This is a genomic window from Flavobacterium sp. KKT103, assembly GCF_055640565.1.
In genome coordinates this window covers 134881-154717 of sequence record NZ_CM145766.1, presented here as the reverse complement: position 1 = coordinate 154717, position 19837 = coordinate 134881, and the positions used below count along the sequence as shown (strand labels likewise).

The following is a 19837-nucleotide window of genomic DNA, read 5'->3' as shown; positions in this document are numbered from 1 at the left end:
AGTGCCCTGCTATTCATTTGCTTTAGTGCTGCACTATAAAAAAATAAGATAAACCCAGACTTGCTCTGGGTTTTTTATTTTTAAATTTAATCTCAAAACAAAAATCCCGTTTCAAATAAATGAAACGGGACTCTTTATAAATAAACCTTTAGTAAACTAAGATCTGATTACTCTTTTTTCTCCTCACGTGGAGGTCTTGGTAAAAGTGCTTTTCTTGACACTTTTTCTTTTCTAGTTTTTGGGTCCATACCTAAGTATTTCACTTCAAAAACGTCACCCATGTTTACTACATCAGAAACATTTTCTGTGCGTTCCCATGCTAACTCAGATACGTGTAATAAAACTTCGTTTCCTGGAGCTGATGTATATTCTACAACTGCACCAAAATCTAACATTTTGATTACTTTCACTTCGTAAGACTCATTCATTTGAGGTTTGAAAGTGATTGATTTAATTTTAGCTAATACTGCTTCAATTCCAGCAGGATCAGTCCCTAAAATTTCAATAACTCCTTCTTCAGTAATTGGATCTTCATTGATAACAATAGTAGTTCCAGTTGCTTTTTGTAATTCTTGAATCACTTTTCCACCAGGTCCGATCAAGGCACCAATGAAAGCATTAGGAATTCTTCTTGTGATAATTTTTGGAGCGTAAGCTTTAACATCTTCTTTTGGAGCTGCTAAAGTTTCGATTAATTTCCCAAGGATATGTAAACGACCGTCACGAGCTTGTGCTAGTGCAGCTTCCATAATCTCATATTTCAATCCATCAATCTTGATGTCCATTTGACAGGCTGTGATACCTACAGATGTTCCGGTTACTTTAAAGTCCATATCTCCTAAGTGATCTTCATCACCCAAAATATCAGATAATACAGCGTAACGATCACCATCAGTAATCAATCCCATTGCAATTCCAGAAACTGGACGAATCATTTGAATACCTGCATCCATTAAAGATAATGTACCAGCACAAACTGTAGCCATAGAAGAAGAACCGTTAGACTCTAAAACCTCTGAAACTACACGAATTGTATAAGGACAATCAGCAGGAATCATATTTTTCAAGGCTCTTTGAGCTAAGTTTCCGTGACCTACTTCTCTTCTTGAAGTTCCTCTTAAAGGACGTGCTTCACCAGTTGAGAAAGGAGGGAAGTTGTAATGTAAGTAGAATTTCTCTTCACCTTGCTCTGACGGAGAGTCAATTTGGTTTGCTTCTCTAGAAGTTCCTAAAGTTGCTGTTGCCAATGCTTGAGTTTCTCCACGAGTAAATAAAGCTGATCCGTGTACAGATGGTAAATAATCTACTTCACACCAGATATCTCTGATTTCTGTAGTTTTTCTTCCGTCTAAACGTGTTCCTAAATCTAGTGTTACATTACGTACGGCTTCTTTGTTTGTTTTTTTGAAGTATTTAGAAACTAAATCTCCGTTTTCAGCTAATTCTTCTTCAGTAAACAACGCTTTAACCTCGTCCTTTACTTCTTCGAATGCTGCAGTACGCTCTTGCTTAGAAGAACCTTTGCTAGCAATAGCATATATTTTATCGTAAGATGCTGCTTTTACTTTTGCGTAAATTGCTTCATCTTCTCTTTCTCCTTCGTAGGTACGAACTTCTTTTTTGCCAAAAGCAGCTTGCAAACGCAATTGAGCCGAAATTTGGTTTTTAATGTGTTCGTGAGCAAATTTAATTGCTTCTAACATTTCAGCTTCTGAGATTTCTTTCATCTCTCCTTCTACCATTGCGATAGAATCCATAGAAGCACCAATCATCATATCAATATCTGATAAGGCTAATTGAGCGCGGCTTGGGTTAATGATGAATTTTCCGTCGATACGACCAACTCTAGCTTCAGAGATTAATGTTTCGAAAGGAATATCAGAAAGTGCTAATGCTGCTGACGCTGCTAAACCTGCTAATGCATCTGGCATAACATCTTCGTCATAAGACATTAGTTGAATCATAACTTGCACTTCTGCATGATAGTCATCTGGGAAAAGTGGACGCAATACACGGTCAACTAGTCTCATTGTTAACACTTCGCTATCACTTGGACGTGCTTCTCTCTTAAAGAAACCTCCAGGAAAACGACCTGCTGCTGCAAATTTTTCGCGGTAATCTACCGTTAAAGGTAAAAAGTCAATACCAGGACTTGCTTTTCTTGATGATACAACTGTTCCTAAGATTACAGTTTTACCAATTCTTACTACTACAGATCCATCAGCTTGTTTCGCTAAACGACCTGTCTCGATTGTGATGTTTCTGCCATCACCTAAATCGATACTTTCTACAAATAATTGTGGAATCATAAATTTAATTCTATAAGTTAAACATGGGTTCTAGTTGTGTTGTAGTTGTTGTGTGCGTAGTTAATGCCTAAAACCCAATGAAAAACCAAACTTTTTTTATTCGTTAGTACTTCGTGTACTAACTTTATGTTGTTTTACTCTCTATAATGCCTTTTTGAAAAGGACTTATTTATTTAGTAAAAATAGGAACTATAAAAACAAAAAGAGGCACTTGCGCACCTCTTTTTTATATTGATTATTTTCTGATATTCAATACTTTGATAATCTCACGATATCTGTTAATCTCTTTCTTTTTCAAGTAATCCAAAAGTGATCTTCTTTTACCTACTAACAATACTAATGAACGCTCTGTATTGTAATCATGACGATTTTTTTTCAAGTGCTCAGTTAAGTGACTTATTCTGAAAGTAAACAAAGCGATTTGCGCTTCAGCTTTTCCAGTGTTAGTTTTTTCTCCGTGTTGTGCGAAGATTTCTTCTTTAATCTCTTTAGTTAAATACATTCCAATATTTGTTTAATGATTTTTATGTATGTCTAGCATCTATTGTTAGACGGGTGCAAAAGTACTTAATAAATTTTAAATTTGAATTATGAATTGAAAATAATTTCAAAACTATGCTTATTTTAATTTCTTCCTGATAAGGTGATTGGTAGCGAATATAAAACTCGTACATACTGACCTCTTTGTTTTGCAGGGATCCATTTTTCGTAACTTTTAATCACTCTTATAGCTTCTTGGTCTAAAGTTGGATTTAACGATTTTATGGTTTTCGGTTCTACAATTTCTCCGTTTTTATCTACGATGAAAGTGGTAAAAATTTTTCCATTTACCGATTTATATTCTTTAGGTATCCTAAAGTTGGTTCCAATATGCTTGTAAAAATCGTTGATTCCTCTTATTGGCTCTGGCTTTTTTTCCAGTTCGGTGTAACTGTACTGTTTGCCTTCAGCATCGGTGCTAATTCCTGATACTAGTTCGCCTTCTTTATATTTTTCACTATAGCCGCAGTTATTGCCGTAGCTTCCTATCCATTCTCCTTCCTTAAGCCCTTTTTTTATGGAGCCTTTGTCCGAGAATTTTTCTGTCTTTATTTCAAATACTCCATCTCCATCCTTAATGGTCTGCTGACCATCAGGATTCCAGTATTGGTTAATCTGGTAGTTGGAATTAAAACCTTTTTGTGTTTCAAAATGCTCTCCTTCTGATTTCTTCAGACCATTTTCGTACCATTCTTCATAACTTCCGCTCAATCGAGACTTTTTATAAAATGATTTATTTTTTACATTTCCATTTTCGTAGTAAAATACAAATTCACCTTCTCTTGAACCACCATCTTTAGTTTTGGAGTATCCTTCCATTTGTAAGGTTCCTGATTTATAATAATCCTTGATATAATACAAATCAGTAGTTGCATCATAGGATTCGATTACTCGGTAGTATTTGTGATTTGCTTCTGAGGTTTCATTCCATAACGAATCTAGGTATGTTTTTTGGTTATTCTCATTTTGCCCCAGCATAATTAAGGGCAATAAATACAGAGCGATTAGTAATGATTTCATGAGATTTAAAATAAATTTAGTACTTGTACTAGTATAACTTAGCAACTTCCTGATTTACAAACTCTAAAAATCGTTCGTCTTCGCTAGTGAAAGGATCAATAACGTGGCTATCAATATCAATTTGCCCTATGTTTTTGCCGTCAACAAATAACGGAACTACAATTTCTGATTTTACCGTAAAGCTGCAGGCAATGTAATTGTCTTGAGCGGCTACATCAGGTACGACAAAATTAGCATTTGACTCTGCTACTTGACCACAAATTCCTTTTCCAAACGGAATCACAGTATGATCTGTTTCAGCGCCTACATAAGGACCTAAGTGTAACGTTTGAGTATCATGATTGGCAAAATAAAACCCAACCCAATTGTAATAGTCTACGTTTGCGTTCAAAAGTTGGCAAATGGCTAATAATTTTTCGTCTCGTGATTTGGTGCTATTTGTTGTTATGGCAGTAACTTCTGGCTTTAATTCTGTAAATGTCATTTTGTTTTGTTTTTATACAAAAGTATTTAAACTCCCTATGATAATTTATATAAATTTGTTAAAAATTAGCTTTGAAACAATATCTCATTCAATACAAACCTTTTTTGTTATTCCTATCAAAGTTTTTTTTGAGCTATATTCTATTGACCTTGCTTTATCAGGCGTATCTTAGTCAGTTTACTACAGATCAAATGGACTCGATTACCTGTTTAGTAGCCAGTCATACGGAACGGTTACTTTCTGTATTTAATATCGATTTTCAAGTCAAATATTATGTAGGTGAAGCCTATCTCAGGCTAATCTATAATCAAAAGTATGTAGCAAGGATGATAGAAGGTTGCAATGCAATTAGCATTGTTATTTTGTTTATTGCATTTGTAGTTTCTTTTTCAGGTAAATTAAAAACTACCCTTTTATTTATTGGATTTGGTGTTTTTGTGATTTATGCTTTAAATATCATTCGGATAGCCTTATTATGTGTTTTGATATTTTGGTATCCAGCGAAAGAGGGTTTACTTCACGGTGTATTATTTCCGTTGTCGATTTATGGTGTCGTTTTTATATTGTGGTTAATTTGGGTTAAAAAATATTCTACTTATGCTAAAAGTAATTCTTAGGAATAAAATGAGAGTTTTTTTAGCAGCAGTGCTATTGTTTTTGTTGGTGCTAATCCGTGCCTATGAAAACATTTTGTTTTACGATCCTTTTCTGCTTTATTTTAAAAGAGATTTCAATTCCTTGGAGTATCCTGTTTATAATTTAGTACCATTTCTTGCTAGTTTAGTGTTCAGGTACGGATTGAATTCGGTTTTGTCAATTGGAATCATTTATTTACTCTTCCAAGATAAATTGATGATTAAGTTTGTCGCTTTTCTCTACGCACTATTTTTTGTTTTCTTATTGATTTCTTTTTTTGTAATTCTATATTACAATGATTTTTTCAGTAGTTGGTCGCTTTTTTATGTGCGAAGGTTTATAATTCAGCCTATTTTTTTGCTGTTGTTTATTCCAGCATTATACTATCAAAAGGTAACGCGTAAGATTTGATTCTTTATTATATCAAATCGAAATCAATTATTATGAAGTAAGTTAGTATTGATGATTCAATTAATTTGAAAAGTAGGAAATCACTATGTTTCTGGGTAGTTTTTGTAGTAACAAAACTAAAAATAGGTGTTTTATACTTTCTATTTTAGATTTAATTAATCTATTTTTCAGCTTTTTTCACTTCAATAGAGCACAGAGCTATTTCACTCTTGCGGTTTATTTTTGGTAGGTAAAGGTTTGGTTTTTAGTATCTCAAACGAATTTATTGGATAGGTTTTTGTGGTTTTAGTTTTTAAATAAATAAAGGTTGCTGTTGCTACTTCTCAATCTAAAGTTAATTATATTCTAAATTAAATTAATAAATTGTTCCTGAGCTAAATAATACTTACTTTCACGTTCAAATTATTTTTAGATAAAAACATTTTAGAATGAACAATTTTGATTGGAAGAATTTAATAGATCCGCTTTTTTATATACATTTTGATGTAAACGGAATAAAACTGGGGATTTATATTGTCTTATTTATTGTCTTTGCAGAGACAGGTCTTTTTGCTGGATTCTTTTTACCCGGCGATAGTCTTTTATTTCTTGCTGGAATTTACAACCGTGAATTAATTGAAAACTTAGTATTTATAGATAGTGATTTTATTAATGTAGTCTTATTGTCTACAATGGTTGCTGTTTCAGGAATATTGGGGAATATTGTAGGGTATTGGTTTGGAGCAAAAAGTGGGTATTATTTGTATAACAAAGAAGATTCGTTTTGGTTCAAGAAAAAATATTTAGTTCAATCGAAGGATTTCTTTGAAAAGCATGGTGGGCGAGCTATTATTTTTGCTAGATTTTTGCCTATTTTCAGAACTTTCGCGCCTATAGTTGCTGGAATTGTAACGATGGAGAAAAAGAAATTCATGTTCTTTAATGTCGTGAGTTCATTCCTTTGGTCTTTTACATTAATATTCGCAGGGCACTATCTTTATGGTTTCTTATTAGAGAATTACGGAATTAATTTAAAGGAGCATATCGAATTGATTGTACTTGGGTTAGTAGTGATTACGTTGTCTCCAGTGCTACTTAAGTTTGCTAAAAAACTTCCTACTACAGAAGAATAAATAATTAGTTTTTATAAAACAGTTTCATAAAAAAAAAATCCGTCTCTCACGAGACGGATTTTTTAGTATTTGGTAATCTTGATATTACATCATTCCCGGCATACCACCACCCATTGGCATAGCTGAGCCTTCTTCTTTAATATCGATTAAAGCACATTCAGTAGTAAGGATCATTCCCGAAACAGATGCTGCATTTTCCAAGGCAACACGAGTTACTTTTTTAGGATCAATAATTCCTGCTGCAAGCATATCAACATATTCATTAGTCTTAGCATTGTATCCAAAGTCTCCAGATCCTTCTGCTACTTTTGCTACAACTACTGATCCTTCAAGACCTGCATTTTCAACAATAGTACGCAAAGGAGCTTCGATAGCGCGAGAAATAATTTGAATTCCAGTTGCTTCATCAGCGTTCTCAGCAGTGATTTCTTTTAGAGCATTTTTAGCTCTTAATAAAGCTACACCACCACCAGCAACGATACCTTCTTCTACAGCTGCACGAGTTGCGTGTAAAGCATCATCTACTCTGTCTTTTTTCTCTTTCATTTCAACTTCTGATGCAGCTCCTACGTATAGAACAGCAACACCACCAGCTAATTTAGCTAGACGCTCTTGTAATTTTTCTTTGTCATAATCAGAAGTTGTAGCTTCCATTTGACCTTTGATTTGGTTTACACGGTTTTTGATCATGTCCGCTTCACCAGCTCCACTAACTACTGTAGTGTTGTCTTTATCGATAGTTACTTTTTTACAAGTACCTAACATTTCTATTGTTGTGTTTTCTAGAGTATAACCTCTTTCTTCAGAAATTACAGTACCACCAGTTAAAATAGCGATATCCTCTAACATTGCTTTTCTTCTATCTCCAAAACCAGGTGCTTTTACAGCAGCGATTTTTAATGCTCCACGAAGTTTGTTTACCACTAATGTAGATAACGCTTCTCCGTCAACATCCTCAGCGACGATCAATAAAGGTTTCCCTGATTGAGCAACCGGCTCAAGAACCGGAAGCAATTCTTTTAAAGAAGAAACTTTTTTGTCATACAATAAGATGTAAGGATTCTCCAACTCAACTTCCATTTTTTCAGAGTTGGTTACAAAGTAAGGAGATAGGTATCCTCTGTCAAATTGCATACCTTCGACAACATCAACGTAAGTATCAGTTCCTTTAGCTTCTTCAACAGTAATTACTCCTTCTTTTCCAACTTTGGCGAAAGCCGTAGCAATTAATTCTCCAATAACCTCGTCATTGTTAGCTGAAATAGAAGCGATTTGTTTGATTTTATCAGAATCTGACCCTACTACTTTGGCTTGTTTAGCTAAGTCACTTACGATTGCTTCAACCGCCTTGTCAATTCCTCTTTTTAAATCCATTGGGTTTGCTCCAGCAGCAACGTTTTTCAAACCTTCTTTAACGATTGCTTGCGCTAAAACAGTTGCAGTTGTAGTTCCGTCTCCTGCTAAATCATTCGTTTTTGAAGCTACTTCTTTTACCATTTGAGCTCCCATGTTTTCCAAAGGATCTTTCAATTCGATTTCTTTTGCAACAGAAACTCCATCTTTAGTAACAGTTGGTCCTCCAAATGATTTTCCAATAATTACGTTACGACCTTTAGGTCCTAAAGTTACTTTTACTGCATTAGCTAATGCGTCAACTCCACGTTTTAATCCGTCGCGAGCTTCAATATCAAATTTTATATCTTTTGCCATTTTAATTTTTCATTGCGAGTAACGAAGGAATCTCGTCCTCTTTGTTATTTATTTAAACTTAGTTCTTAAACGGGAAACGAAATTTAGATTATCGCAAGAATGTCATCTTCGCGCATGATCAAATAATCTTTTCCTTCTAATTTTAATTCAGTTCCTGCATATTTACCATAAAGTACAGAATCACCAATTTTTACGGTCATCGTATGCTCTTTAGTTCCATTTCCAACAGCAACAACAGTCCCTTTTTGTGGTTTTTCCTTAGCAGTGTCTGGAATGAAAATTCCTGATGCAGTTTTTGTTTCTGCGGCAACTGGTTCGATAAGAACGCGGTCTGAAAGTGGTTTAATGTTCAATGCCATGATTTTATAATTTTTTATTTGTTTTTATGATATTCTTCCTTATTTCAGAAATTATGCCAAGCTGAAATAGGTGACATTTTTACCTATAAAAAATGCCAGCTTTGACAAGCTGGCATTTTTTTATGATGTAAAATAATAAATTATTTAGCAGGTGTAGTTGCAGCTGGTGCATCTTGTATTGGTGTTGCCGGAGCAGCAGCCTCTGTATTGTCAATGATTTTAGAATCAGTGTCACTTAATGTTCCAGTGAAACTTAAAGTCGATAATAATATAAGTGCAATTAAAATTGTTGCTAGTGTCCAAGTACTTTTGTCTAAAAAGTCAGAGGTTTTTTGTACACCACCTATTTGAGTTGAACCACCTAATGAAGAGGAAAGACCACCACCTTTAGGGTTTTGAACCATTATTACTACCACCAATAGAAAACAAACTATTGTAATTAAAACTAAAAAAATTGAAAATGTGCTCATTGCTTAATTATTGTTTTGTTGTAAAATCTTAATATCCGATATGCGGTCTGCAAAGAAACTACTTTTTTCTGGATATTTCAAAATTAATATTTCATAAGCTTGAATCGCTTTTTGATATTTTTTTTGTTCTAAATATACCTTTGCAAGTGTCTCTGTCATTAACGATGAATTGTCATCTTTGTTTATGTCGAAATAGGCTGGAGATGGTGTTCCGTTTTTTACTGGAGCAATCTTTGGGCTTGTTTCTATAAATTTATTAATTAAAGCTTCTTTTTTCTTTTTAACCTCGTCAATAAGGGTTGTTTTGGGTTCTTCGATTGGCTCTTCTTCCCTGACTATGGGTTGAATTCTAGACAATTGTAACCATTCTTGAAATGAATGTTTTTCGTTTTCTGAAAATGCTATAGGTGTTCCAATATCCAATTTGTCCTCAATAGCGATTTTTTGTTCATTTGCTTCAGCAGGACTCGCTTCTTTAATTGAAGATAATATGGATCTTTCAAGCGTGTTAGGCTCTTTTGAAGCGGTAATTTCTTGACTATCTACTACCGTTATATTCAATAATTCTAATTTCTTTTTTTCAAAAAATGCTTTTTGGATAGCAGTAAAGGTTTCAGAGGTAATGAAATCAAATAAAATGCTTCTATCAGTAGTGTGAGCTGCGGTTACTTTTAAAGCAAAGTTATATTTAAAACTGTTTTGATTGTAAAGCCCTTTTAATCGTAAAGCGCGGGCACTTTGAAAATAAGGAAACTCATCCAACACGTTCTCCAACGCCAAAGTTTGCGTTTCAGAAATAGCATTGGGTTTATTCATTAATTGAGTATACTCCGTTACGTTCATATTAGTTAGCTCGTTGTTTTTATTCGGTTTGTTTATTTTTCTGTGTCAAGGAACATTACCATTTAGCCAAAGACTCGTTAAAGATATCTTGAGTTATTCGGTCAAAAATTTCTTTTAAAGCGGTATTTAATGAGGCTCCACTTAACTGAACTGTTGCAGGATAATCGTAGAAAAATTCAAACGATTTTTCGAAATTGTCAGCTTCCTTCTTTTTATTAGTAAAGCGAACATTTACACGAATTTTTAGACGGTTTTGTGAGGCTTGTTGATCAGCAGTTGCTGTCATTGGACTTATGCGATAATCTACAATTTCACCTTCGTAGGTTAAATCACCACCGTTTTTAACCAAATTAAGGTTGGTTTGATTTATGATTAAATCCTGCAGTTGTCTGGTGAATGTTATATCAATACCTGGTTCAATTAAGTCCGCATTGTTTTGGAAAAAATTAACTTGAAAAGTTTTCGCGTCTATTTTTCCGGTTCCCGTAAAGTTATACGCACCGCAACTGTTTAACAGGAGTAGGCTTGCAAGTAAAACGAAGTAATATATTTTTTTCATATCCACTGGACTAATCTTAAATTCTAATTTTCAAATGTACAAAAAAGGAGGCTGTTGTCAGTTGTCTTTATAAATCGAACTGCTTTATTTTGCGGTACAAAGTTCGTTCGGAAATACCCAATTCATCTGCAGCTGCTTTTCGCTTGCCTTTGTTTTTTTCTAATGACTTTTTAATCATTTCGATTTCCTTTTGCTCTAAGCGCAACACTTCTTCCTCTTCAATTGTCTCTGCAAACAAATAATTATCGTCTTCTTCAGCGTAATTGTCATTATGCTGTTGACTCGCCACCATTGCTGTTGTTGGCTGTTCTTCATAGTCAATTTCACTATCAGATTCTTTTGAGCCGTATATTTTTTGAATTAAATTCGGATTGATTTCTTGGGCCTTAGCAGCACCATTTTTCATCAATTCAAGCGTTAATTTCTTTAAGTCATTCAAATCGCTTTTCATATCAAAAAGCACTTTGTATAAAATATCGCGCTCCGTGCTAAAATCACTTTCCGCTTTTTTGTCTTTAATAACAGAAGGTAAGTTGCTTCCTTCTGCCGGTAAATAGGACAGTAAAGTAGTGGCTGTGATATCTCTGGAGGTTTCTAAGACTGATAGTTGTTCGGCCACATTTCGTAATTGGCGTATGTTTCCGCTCCAGCGAAACTTTTGCAAAACCTGTACCGCGCTGTCGTCTAATTTCAAAGGCGGCATTTTGTACTTATGAGCAAAATCAGCTGCAAATTTCCTAAACAATAAATGAATATCGTCCTTTCGATCTCTCAAAGGCGGAAGCAGAATATCGACTGTGCTCAAACGATAATACAAATCCTCACGAAACTTACCTTTTTCGATGGCATCAAATAAATTCACATTGGTTGCTGCGACTATTCTAACATCGGTTTTTTGAACCTGCGACGATCCTACTTTAATAAATTCACCGTTTTCTAAAACACGCAATAATCGTACTTGTGTAGTTAAAGGTAATTCGCCTACTTCATCAAGGAATATTGTTCCGCCATCAGCTACTTCAAAATAACCTTCACGTGTGCTAGTTGCACCAGTAAAAGCGCCTTTTTCGTGTCCAAAAAGTTCACTGTCGATTGTTCCTTCGGGAATAGCACCGCAGTTAACAGCGATATATTTTCCGTGCTTTCTATGGGATAAAGAGTGTATGATTTTAGGTATACTCTCTTTACCAACACCACTTTCTCCAACAACAAGTACAGAGATGTCGGTAGGTGCAACTTGAATTGCTTTTTCAATAGCACGATTTAGCTTTGGATCATTCCCAATAATCTCAAATCGCTGCTTTATATTTTGAATAGACTCCATTGTTTTTTAGTTTGAAGTTTTATTTATTTTTTGTTTTTGCCACAGATTAAAAAGATTTTCATAATTTTTTTGACCACGTTATAATGTATACCTTTTGTATTGTAGTGACTTTGTCTGAAAGTTTACCAATAAGCCAATATCTGAATTTGCTAATTTTAAATAATTAATCATTTGAGCAACATGCTCATTTGAGAATTCTTTTACCGCTTTAATTTCTAACACAATGTCGTTATCGATAACAAAATCAGCATAAAATTTATGTGGCAATATTGTCCCTTTGTAATTTATAGCGAATTCTTTTTCTCTTTCAAAAGAGATAGTATTGTTTTTAAATTCAATTTCAAGTGCATCGTTGTAAACGATTTCTAATAGACCAGGACCCAAATTTCTGTGGACTTCCATACAAATGCCGATAATTTTATAGGTATCTTCCTGTCTATATCCATCCATAGTTTTTTTTTTTGAATTATACTTACTTGATAAATGCTTGTCTTGTCCTTCCTACTTCAATTACCAAATCAAGAAATTATATCTATTAAAAAGAATGTATTTTCAAAATCGAAAAATAAAATCTTTTTAATCCCTGAAATCTGTGGCAAATAAAAATCAAAACGCTTAAAACAGTTCGCAAGCCAAAATTTAATCCATGTACTATGTTGCTTTCAAATTTTAAACATTTTTTTAGTTCATATCACTCAAGCCAACTGCTTCCCCTTTTAAAGTTCCACTAGTACAACTTGTGATTTTCACATTTACAAAATCACCTATTTTATAATTCTCCTTTGGGAAAACCACGGTAATACTTTGCGAATTTCTCCCTGAAAATTCCTCAGTCGATTTCTTAGAAACTTTTTCGACCAAAACCTCTACCGTTTGACCAATGAACTCTTCTGATCGTGCCCAAGCATGTTTTTGTTGCAAGTCTACGATTTCTTGTAGGCGTCTTGCTTTAGTTTCATCAGTGACATCGTCTTGCATTTTTCTTCCTGCCAATGTTCCAGGACGCTCAGAATACGAATACATATAACCAAAATTATATTTTACATACTCCATTAAGCTCAAAGTATCTTGGTGATCTTGCTCCGTTTCTGTTGGGAAACCCGCGATCATATCTTGTGATATAGAGCTATTCGGAATTATAGTTCGGATTTTATCAATCAAAGTCATGTATTCCTCACGGGTATGCAAACGATTCATTTCTTTCAAAATACGGTTGCTTCCTGATTGTACAGGCAAGTGAATGTGCTTACAAATATTATTGTGTTTTGCAATAACATGCAGTACACTCTCGTGCATGTCTTGCGGGTTCGAAGTCGAAAAGCGAATGCGCATCTTTGGGAAACCTAGGGCAACCATTTCAAGTAGTTGATCAAAGTCTACTACAGTTGCTTTTTGCATTTCTGAGGCGGTAGCAAAATCTTTTTTCAATCCACCACCGTACCAAAGGTAGCTATCCACATTTTGACCTAAAAGGGTGATTTCCTTGAAGCCTTTGTCCCATAAATCCTGAATTTCCTTCATGATGCTTTGCGGCTCACGGCTACGTTCACGACCACGAGTGAATGGTACCACGCAAAAGGTGCACATATTATCACAACCACGAGTGATGGAAACTAATGCAGTAATTCCGTTACTCATCAATCGCACTGGCGAAATATCTCCGTATGTTTCATCTTTCGATAAAATCACATTGATAGCGTCGCGACCCTCTTCAACCTCTGCTAATAAATTCGGTAAGTCTTTGTAGGCGTCAGGACCTACAACGAGGTCAACAATTTTTTCTTCTTCAAGAAACTGACTCTTCAATCGCTCCGCCATACAGCCAAGAACACCAACTTTCATTTTTGGGTTGATGCGCTTTACGGCATTATATTTTTCTAATCTTTTACGAACCGTTTGTTCCGCTTTGTCCCGAATGGAACAGGTGTTTACCAAAACTAAATCGGCATCTTCAAGCGTTTGAGTCGTGTTATATCCATTTTCAGATAATATGGAAGCCACAATCTCACTATCCGAAAAATTCATAGCGCAGCCATAACTTTCAATAAATAGTTTTTTAGTATTTCCCACTTTATTCTCTAAAACAAGCGTTTCCCCTTGTTTGCCTTCTTCAATAATCTTTTCCATTATATAATTTCAAAACGCAAAGATACAGCAATTCCAACAAATATGACAAGATGTCAGATGAAGAATTAACATAATTTGAAGATTTTAATTAGCCATTTTATGGGCTATGCTGAGGCTCAGTATGTTTTTAATTTTAAATTAGTTAAGCCCCGTTTACTAGTCCGTAGGCATTGTAGAAAAGCAGGGTAAGACAGTATCGGTTCTTGTTTTTTAGGAGCTAATCCTGCTTTTCGTTTCAAGTCCTCGCACTTTAAAGCCGCTTTCCTTTGTTTTAAAAAGAGCTTCCTTTGGTCGCTTTTTTAAAACAGGAAAGCAAGCTTAAACTACTGTGGGCTTTTCACTGCAATCAGGGCTAAAAATCAAAATTCAATCCCTACCTATATATAAGGTGAGATCTGAAATGAGTCTAAATTGGTTTGAAAAGCGCTATATTTAAAAAAAACTTCTACTTTTGTCCCAGAAAAATAGACCTATGGCAAAGAATTTAGTAATAGTGGAGTCCCCTGCAAAGGCAAAAACAATCGAGAAATTTCTAGGAAGTGATTATCAAGTCGAGTCAAGTTATGGGCATATCGCCGACTTGCCTTCAAAGGAGATTGGTGTAGATGTGGAGAATGGTTTTAAACCAAAATATGAAGTTTCAGCAGATAAAAAAGCCTTAGTTACTAAATTAAAAGGATTAGCTAAAAAAGCCGAAATGGTTTGGCTAGCAAGTGATGAGGATCGCGAGGGTGAGGCTATTTCTTGGCATTTAGCCGAGGAGCTAAAACTAGATTCTAAAAAAACAAAGCGTATCGTTTTTCACGAAATTACAAAAAATGCGATTCTTAAAGCAATCGATAATCCCCGTGAAATCGATTATAATTTAGTGAACGCACAACAAGCCCGTAGGGTATTAGACCGTTTGGTGGGTTACGAATTGTCGCCCGTACTTTGGAGAAAAATAAAAGGAGGACTTTCGGCTGGACGTGTGCAATCAGTATCAGTTCGATTGATAGTAGAGCGCGAAAGAGATATTCAAAATTTTAATGCAGTCGCTACGTATTCAGTAGTAGCTGAGTTTACTAACGAAGCTGGAAAGGCATTCAAAGCTAAGCTGCCTAAAAATTTTAACACCAAAAAAGAGGCCGAAGATTTTTTAAATAAAAACGTAGGTTCAACATACAAGGTTTCTGATTTAGAAACGAAACCAACCAAGAAATCCCCAACAGGTCCATTTACGACTTCGACTTTGCAACAAGAAGCAGCGAGAAAACTGTATTTACCAGTTGGAATAACGATGCAATTAGCACAGCGTTTGTACGAGGCCGGATTGATCACGTATATGAGAACGGATAGTGTGAACTTATCTAAGGATGCCATGGAAGCAGCTGAAGCTGAAATCATCAAATCCTATGGTAAGGAATTCTCTAAGCCAAGAACTTTTACCAATAAAAGTAAAGGTGCTCAAGAGGCACACGAGGCGATTCGTCCAACAGATATGTCACGTCATACCGTAAATATCGATAGAGACCAAGCTCGTTTATATGATTTAATCTGGAAAAGAACATTAGCCTCTCAAATGAGTGATGCGCAGCTAGAAAGAACTAATGTTAAGATCGAAGCAAATAATCATGATGAATTATTTACAGCTTCTGGTGAGGTTTTACTTTTTGAAGGTTTCTTAAAAGTGTACCTTGAAGGGCACGATGATGATGAAGAAGAGCAAGAAGGAATGCTTCCTGCAATGAAAGTGAACGAGAAACTTTTAAACAATTACATCACTGCTACTGAAAGATATTCAAGACCACCAGCACGTTATACTGAAGCATCGTTAGTAAAGAAATTAGAGGAACTAGGTATTGGTCGTCCATCGACTTATGCGCCAACTATTTCTACTATTATCAATAGAAACTACGTTGAAAAAGGAAATCTTGATGGTCAAGAACGCAACTATACGCAACTTACTTTACAAGCAAATAAAGTAGGGGAGAAGTTACTGAAAGAAAATACAGGTTCAGATAAAGGAAAATTAGTTCCTACAGATATTGGAACAATTGTTACGGATTTCTTGGTTAAGAATTTCGGTAATATATTAGATTACAACTTTACAGCTAAGGTCGAGCAAGACTTTGACGAAATAGCCGAAGGAAATGTAGATTGGTCAGTAATGATGAAAGAGTTTTACGATCAATTTCATCCAACAGTGAAAGATGTTGAAGCGAATGCTGAACGTGAAAGTGGAGAACGTATCTTGGGTACAGATCCAGCATCGGGTAAACCGGTATCTGTTCGTTTAGGTAAATTTGGACCCATGGCCCAAATTGGCGATGCCGAGGACGAAGAGAAAAAATTTGCTAGTTTAATGAACGAGCAAAATATAGGTACAATCACACTTGAAGAAGCATTAAATTTATTCTTGCTACCTAAAAATTTAGGAGAGTACAAAGAAGCCGAAGTAGAGGTGAGTAATGGTCGTTATGGTCCTTACATTCGTCACGGAGCTGCTTTTATTTCGTTGCCAAGAGGAGAGAATCCATTGGATGTAGATTTTAATCGTGCTAAAGAATTAATCGATGAAAAAGCACTTGCGGATGCTCCCATAGCCGTTTACAAAGGCGAAGGTGTTCAAAAAGGAACCGGTCGTTTTGGTCCTTTTATCAAATGGGATGGCTTATTTATCAACGTAAGTAAGAAATATAACTTTGACAACTTATCACAACAAGATATCGAAGCTTTAATTGAAGATAAAATTCAAAAGAATATCGATAAAGTGCTTCACAATTGGGAAGACGAAGGCATTCTGGTAGAGAAAGCACGTTGGGGACGTTCGGTTATTACCAAGGGTAAAATCAAAATCGAACTAAGCAAGGATGTGGATGCGACCAAATTGACTTTGGAAGAGGTGCAAGAAATGATTGCTAAAAAAACACCTGCTAAAAAAGCTGCAGCCAAAAAGGCACCAGCCAAAAAAACTACAGCAGCCAAAAAGCCAGCAGCTAAAAAAGCCGCTGTGAAAAAGAAATAATACAAGAAAAGATACTAGCTCTCGCCTTTTTTAAATTGTAAAAAAGGCGATTAAAACACATACAATGGAATTCGATTTTCTATCCCCTCTTACGGATGATTTTTTGGAGGCAGTTAATACACTTACCCCGCAACAATTAGGGAGCAAAATAGTTTTTCATACTAAAGATCAATTTCCAGATGTAAATAAGATCAATATTGCCATCGTCGGGGTTTTAGAAAACCGTGGTATCGACAGCTCTAAATTGGTTGATTTAACTGCAATCCGTCAGGAATTGTATGCAATGTTTCCCGGTAATTGGGACGCTTCGATTGCTGATTTAGGCGATATAGTTCAAGGTAATTCAATTGATGATACCTATTTTGCACTTAAAAAAGTGGTCGCTAATTTGATCAAAAATAAGATAATACCAATTGTAATTGGAGGTTCACAAGATCTTACCTATGGCATGTATCGAGCGTACGATGAATTAGAGCAAATGGTTAACTTGGTTGCGATTGATAGTAAATTTGACTTTGGTAAAGAAAACGAAAACGTATCAGCGGCTTCATACTTGACTAAGATTATCATTGACGAACCTAATAATTTGTTCAATTACTGTAATGTTGGTTATCAAACCTACTATAATTCACAAGAAGAAATTGATCTAATCGAAAAATTGTTTTTTGACGCATATCGTTTAGGCGAAATTTCAAATAATATTGCTTTAGCGGAACCTGTTTTCCGTGATGCTGATATTGTTAGTGTGGATTTAAACTCGGTTAAGTCATCGGACTCTGGGAATTTCAGCTCTTTTGTTCCTAACGGATTTAATGGTAAAGAAATATGTTCTTTGGCACGATATGCCGGAATTAGTGATAAAATATCTGCGTTTGGTGTGTTTAATCAAGGCAGCTCACAACAAGAGTCCCCTCTAGTAGCGCAAATTATTTGGTATTTTATAGAAGGTTTTCATTACCGTTCCAATGAGTATCCTTTTGGAAGTAGAGAAAACTATATCAAGTATATTGTACCCATTGAAGAGGATACACTAGTGTTTTACAAAAGCGATAAAACAGAAAGATGGTGGATCGAAATACCTTTTATTTCAAATGTTAATAATAAATTAAAAAGGAATACGTTATTACCTTGTTCTCATGATGAATATTTGGCAGCTTGCAATCAGGAATTGCCTGAGAGATGGTGGAAAGCACAAAGAAAAAATACCATTTAATTAGAAATTAATTTCGATTTAATTGAAGAAGTCATTTATCTGCTATTTGAAGAGTAGAATTAGTTAAAATGTAGTAGTTTATCTGATAAATATGTATTTTATCGTATTTTTATGCATTTTATCGGTAAAATATTTTTTTTATAATTTAATTAACTCTAATTTTGGTAAGGTTTTTATTTTAAGAGAAAAAGTATTGTTTTATTAATAAATTATAAATAGGTTTACAGACTTAAAAAAATAATGAATATAACCCGAATTTTTATGAAGAAGTTCATTGCATTTATGGCAATTTCGACCCTACTTATTGGTTGTGGTAAATCAAGTGATAAAGGAGAGTTAGTGGGTGTTGCAGGTAAAAAATGGAATCCTGAAAAGCCATACGGAATGACATTAGTTCCAGGTGGTGCTTTTATCATGGGTAAGTCTGATGATGATTTAGCAGATATACAAGATGCGCCTACAAAAACAGTTACTGTACGTTCTTTTTACATGGACGAAACAGAAATCACAAACAGTGAGTACCGTAAATTCGTAGAGTGGGTTAAAGATTCAACGATGCGTATGCGTTTAGCGATACTTGCAGATATGAATGGTGCGAAACCAGGAGATGGAAAAGGTAAAAAAGGAGGTAGCATTGGAGATTTTGCGTTTAATGATGCTGATCCTGAGAAAATGACTGCTTACGATAAATACATGTATGATAACTATTACAGTATTGGTACCGCTGATGATCCGTATGCTGGGCGTAAATTAAACAGAAAAGTTGCTCTTATAAAAGATCCTAAATTATATCCTGACGAATATTATGTTGAGGTAATGGACTCTATGTACTTGCCAATTGAAGCTTCTTACAATGGTCTTAGAACTGTTGATGTAGATAAATTGAAGTTCCGCTATTCTTGGATGGATATTCAAGCTGCTGCAAAAGCAAAAGTAGGTAAGCGTAAAGATTTCATAAAAACAGAAGAAGTTAAAGTGTATCCGGACACAACAGTGTGGATTAAAGATTTTGCTTATTCTTATAATGAGCCAATGCACAATGATTATTTTTGGCACAAGGCATATGGAGAGTATCCAGTAGTTGGTGTTAAATGGACACAAGCAAAAGCATTTTGTGCGTGGAGAACTTTGTATAAGAACATTTATATCAAGCAAAAGAAGAAAGGATTCGATCAAATTAATTCGTTCAGGTTACCAACAGAAGCGGAGTGGGAATATTCAGCTCGTGGAGGATTAGAGTCAGGTACATACCCTTGGGGAGGTCCTTACACTAAAAACGATCGCGGTTGTTTCTTAGCAAACTTCAAGCCAAGTAGAGGGGATTATGCAGCGGATCAAGCTTTATACACTGTAGAAGCCAAGTCATACGAGCCGAATGGTTATAACTTATATAACATGGCGGGTAATGTTTCAGAGTGGACGGATTCTTCATACGATCCTAATGCTTATGAATATGTGTCTACGATGAACCCAAATGTTTTAGATGCCTCTAATAAACGTAAAGTAGTTCGTGGTGGTTCATGGAAAGATGTAGCCTACTTTTTACAAGTAAGCACAAGAGATTATGAGTACGCTGACTCAGCTAGAAGTTATATCGGCTTTAGAACAGTACAAGATTACATGGGAGTTCAAACAACAGGAAAAGGAACTCGCGTAAAAACAAAATAATAAACCCTACTTAAATATTAAAATTAAACCAAATCTAACAAAACA

Annotated in this window: 18 protein-coding genes; 6 read left to right on the top strand and 12 right to left on the bottom strand. The window is 35.0% G+C overall.

Features of this window, described 5'->3' with window-relative positions; genetic code table 11:
• Positions 1–167 precede the first annotated feature (167 nt).
• The 4 genes from ACZ2G0_RS00675 to ACZ2G0_RS00660 all read right to left on the bottom strand — a co-directional run bounded on the left by ACZ2G0_RS00675 (position 168) and on the right by ACZ2G0_RS00660 (position 4353).
• Positions 168–2309 carry a polyribonucleotide nucleotidyltransferase gene (locus ACZ2G0_RS00675; RefSeq protein ID WP_470308554.1) on the bottom strand — a complete coding sequence of 714 codons (2142 nt, stop codon included), beginning with the start codon at positions 2307–2309 and terminating at the stop codon, positions 168–170.
• A 235-nt stretch (positions 2310–2544) separates the two neighbouring features.
• Positions 2545–2811, bottom strand: coding sequence for a 30S ribosomal protein S15 (gene rpsO / locus ACZ2G0_RS00670; protein WP_144889279.1), 267 nt, complete (start codon positions 2809–2811; stop codon positions 2545–2547).
• A 122-nt stretch (positions 2812–2933) separates the two neighbouring features.
• Complete coding sequence (locus tag ACZ2G0_RS00665; protein ID WP_470308553.1) at positions 2934–3869, bottom strand: energy transducer TonB; 936 nt, start codon at positions 3867–3869, stop codon at positions 2934–2936.
• A 28-nt stretch (positions 3870–3897) separates the two neighbouring features.
• Positions 3898–4353, bottom strand: a complete 456-nt coding sequence (locus ACZ2G0_RS00660) for a GAF domain-containing protein (RefSeq protein ID WP_300287691.1) — start codon at positions 4351–4353, stop codon at positions 3898–3900.
• A 128-nt stretch (positions 4354–4481) separates the two neighbouring features.
• Here ACZ2G0_RS00660 and xrtF point away from each other — a divergent pair, with 128 nt between their 5' ends.
• From xrtF to ACZ2G0_RS00645, 3 genes are all read left to right on the top strand, one after another.
• Complete coding sequence (gene xrtF, locus ACZ2G0_RS00655; RefSeq protein ID WP_470308552.1) at positions 4482–4970, top strand: exosortase family protein XrtF; 489 nt, start codon at positions 4482–4484, stop codon at positions 4968–4970.
• On the top strand, positions 4951–5400 hold the full coding sequence (locus ACZ2G0_RS00650; protein WP_470308551.1) for an exosortase F system-associated membrane protein: 450 nt from the start codon (positions 4951–4953) through the stop codon (positions 5398–5400). Before xrtF ends, ACZ2G0_RS00650 begins: the two co-directional genes overlap by 20 nt.
• Before the next feature lie 428 nt (positions 5401–5828).
• Positions 5829–6512, top strand: coding sequence for a DedA family protein (locus ACZ2G0_RS00645; RefSeq protein WP_470308550.1), 684 nt, complete (start codon positions 5829–5831; stop codon positions 6510–6512).
• Between the two features lie 84 nt (positions 6513–6596).
• On the opposite strand, the gene groL is transcribed toward ACZ2G0_RS00645, so the two are convergent.
• The 8 genes from groL to miaB all read right to left on the bottom strand — a co-directional run bounded on the left by groL (position 6597) and on the right by miaB (position 13904).
• Positions 6597–8222: a chaperonin GroEL gene (gene groL / locus ACZ2G0_RS00640; RefSeq protein WP_470308549.1), complete on the bottom strand. Its 1626-nt coding sequence runs from the start codon at positions 8220–8222 to the stop codon at positions 6597–6599.
• 83 nt (positions 8223–8305) lie between these two features.
• Complete coding sequence (locus ACZ2G0_RS00635; RefSeq protein WP_007137725.1) at positions 8306–8581, bottom strand: co-chaperone GroES; 276 nt, start codon at positions 8579–8581, stop codon at positions 8306–8308.
• A gap of 140 nt (positions 8582–8721) precedes the next feature.
• Positions 8722–9051, bottom strand: a complete 330-nt coding sequence (gene secG, locus ACZ2G0_RS00630; RefSeq protein ID WP_300287697.1) for a preprotein translocase subunit SecG — start codon at positions 9049–9051, stop codon at positions 8722–8724.
• A gap of 3 nt (positions 9052–9054) precedes the next feature.
• Complete coding sequence (locus ACZ2G0_RS00625; RefSeq protein WP_470308548.1) at positions 9055–9894, bottom strand: tetratricopeptide repeat protein; 840 nt, start codon at positions 9892–9894, stop codon at positions 9055–9057.
• A 55-nt stretch (positions 9895–9949) separates the two neighbouring features.
• Positions 9950–10453 carry an LptE family protein gene (locus tag ACZ2G0_RS00620; protein WP_470308547.1) on the bottom strand — a complete coding sequence of 168 codons (504 nt, stop codon included), beginning with the start codon at positions 10451–10453 and terminating at the stop codon, positions 9950–9952.
• A 67-nt stretch (positions 10454–10520) separates the two neighbouring features.
• Positions 10521–11777, bottom strand: a complete 1257-nt coding sequence (locus tag ACZ2G0_RS00615; RefSeq protein WP_470308546.1) for a sigma-54 interaction domain-containing protein — start codon at positions 11775–11777, stop codon at positions 10521–10523.
• Positions 11778–11855: 78 nt separating this feature from the next.
• Positions 11856–12227 (bottom strand): GxxExxY protein, encoded by a 372-nt coding sequence (locus ACZ2G0_RS00610; RefSeq protein WP_470308545.1) that lies wholly within the window; start codon positions 12225–12227, stop codon positions 11856–11858.
• Between the two features lie 231 nt (positions 12228–12458).
• Positions 12459–13904 carry a tRNA (N6-isopentenyl adenosine(37)-C2)-methylthiotransferase MiaB gene (miaB, locus tag ACZ2G0_RS00605; protein ID WP_470308544.1) on the bottom strand — a complete coding sequence of 482 codons (1446 nt, stop codon included), beginning with the start codon at positions 13902–13904 and terminating at the stop codon, positions 12459–12461.
• 472 nt (positions 13905–14376) lie between these two features.
• Here miaB and topA point away from each other — a divergent pair, with 472 nt between their 5' ends.
• The 3 genes from topA (at position 14377) to porK (ending at position 19792) form a co-directional block, all read left to right on the top strand.
• Entirely contained in the window at positions 14377–16911 is a 2535-nt protein-coding gene (gene topA, locus ACZ2G0_RS00600) for a type I DNA topoisomerase (RefSeq protein ID WP_470308543.1), read from the top strand.
• 64 nt (positions 16912–16975) lie between these two features.
• Positions 16976–18124, top strand: a complete 1149-nt coding sequence (locus ACZ2G0_RS00595; RefSeq protein WP_470308542.1) for a formimidoylglutamase — start codon at positions 16976–16978, stop codon at positions 18122–18124.
• Positions 18125–18385: 261 nt separating this feature from the next.
• On the top strand, positions 18386–19792 hold the full coding sequence (porK, locus tag ACZ2G0_RS00590) for a T9SS ring complex lipoprotein PorK/GldK (RefSeq protein WP_470308541.1): 1407 nt from the start codon (positions 18386–18388) through the stop codon (positions 19790–19792).
• Positions 19793–19837: the final 45 nt, after the last annotated feature.

What these genes read in the sequence shown, in the direction of transcription:
- ACZ2G0_RS00675 (WP_470308554.1), bottom strand. Translation starts at nt 2,309, where the DNA reads ATGATTCCACAATTATTTGTAGAAAGTATCGATTTAGGTGATGGCAGA.
- rpsO (WP_144889279.1), bottom strand. Translation starts at nt 2,811, where the DNA reads ATGTATTTAACTAAAGAGATTAAAGAAGAAATCTTCGCACAACACGGA.
- ACZ2G0_RS00665 (WP_470308553.1), bottom strand. Translation starts at nt 3,869, where the DNA reads ATGAAATCATTACTAATCGCTCTGTATTTATTGCCCTTAATTATGCTG.
- ACZ2G0_RS00660 (WP_300287691.1), bottom strand. Translation starts at nt 4,353, where the DNA reads ATGACATTTACAGAATTAAAGCCAGAAGTTACTGCCATAACAACAAAT.
- ACZ2G0_RS00650 (WP_470308551.1), top strand. Translation starts at nt 4,951, where the DNA reads ATGCTAAAAGTAATTCTTAGGAATAAAATGAGAGTTTTTTTAGCAGCA.
- ACZ2G0_RS00645 (WP_470308550.1), top strand. Translation starts at nt 5,829, where the DNA reads ATGAACAATTTTGATTGGAAGAATTTAATAGATCCGCTTTTTTATATA.
- groL (WP_470308549.1), bottom strand. Translation starts at nt 8,222, where the DNA reads ATGGCAAAAGATATAAAATTTGATATTGAAGCTCGCGACGGATTAAAA.
- ACZ2G0_RS00635 (WP_007137725.1), bottom strand. Translation starts at nt 8,581, where the DNA reads ATGGCATTGAACATTAAACCACTTTCAGACCGCGTTCTTATCGAACCA.
- secG (WP_300287697.1), bottom strand. Translation starts at nt 9,051, where the DNA reads ATGAGCACATTTTCAATTTTTTTAGTTTTAATTACAATAGTTTGTTTT.
- ACZ2G0_RS00625 (WP_470308548.1), bottom strand. Translation starts at nt 9,894, where the DNA reads ATGAACGTAACGGAGTATACTCAATTAATGAATAAACCCAATGCTATT.
- ACZ2G0_RS00620 (WP_470308547.1), bottom strand. Translation starts at nt 10,453, where the DNA reads ATGAAAAAAATATATTACTTCGTTTTACTTGCAAGCCTACTCCTGTTA.
- ACZ2G0_RS00615 (WP_470308546.1), bottom strand. Translation starts at nt 11,777, where the DNA reads ATGGAGTCTATTCAAAATATAAAGCAGCGATTTGAGATTATTGGGAAT.
- ACZ2G0_RS00610 (WP_470308545.1), bottom strand. Translation starts at nt 12,227, where the DNA reads ATGGATGGATATAGACAGGAAGATACCTATAAAATTATCGGCATTTGT.
- miaB (WP_470308544.1), bottom strand. Translation starts at nt 13,904, where the DNA reads ATGGAAAAGATTATTGAAGAAGGCAAACAAGGGGAAACGCTTGTTTTA.
- topA (WP_470308543.1), top strand. Translation starts at nt 14,377, where the DNA reads ATGGCAAAGAATTTAGTAATAGTGGAGTCCCCTGCAAAGGCAAAAACA.
- ACZ2G0_RS00595 (WP_470308542.1), top strand. Translation starts at nt 16,976, where the DNA reads ATGGAATTCGATTTTCTATCCCCTCTTACGGATGATTTTTTGGAGGCA.
- porK (WP_470308541.1), top strand. Translation starts at nt 18,386, where the DNA reads ATGAAGAAGTTCATTGCATTTATGGCAATTTCGACCCTACTTATTGGT.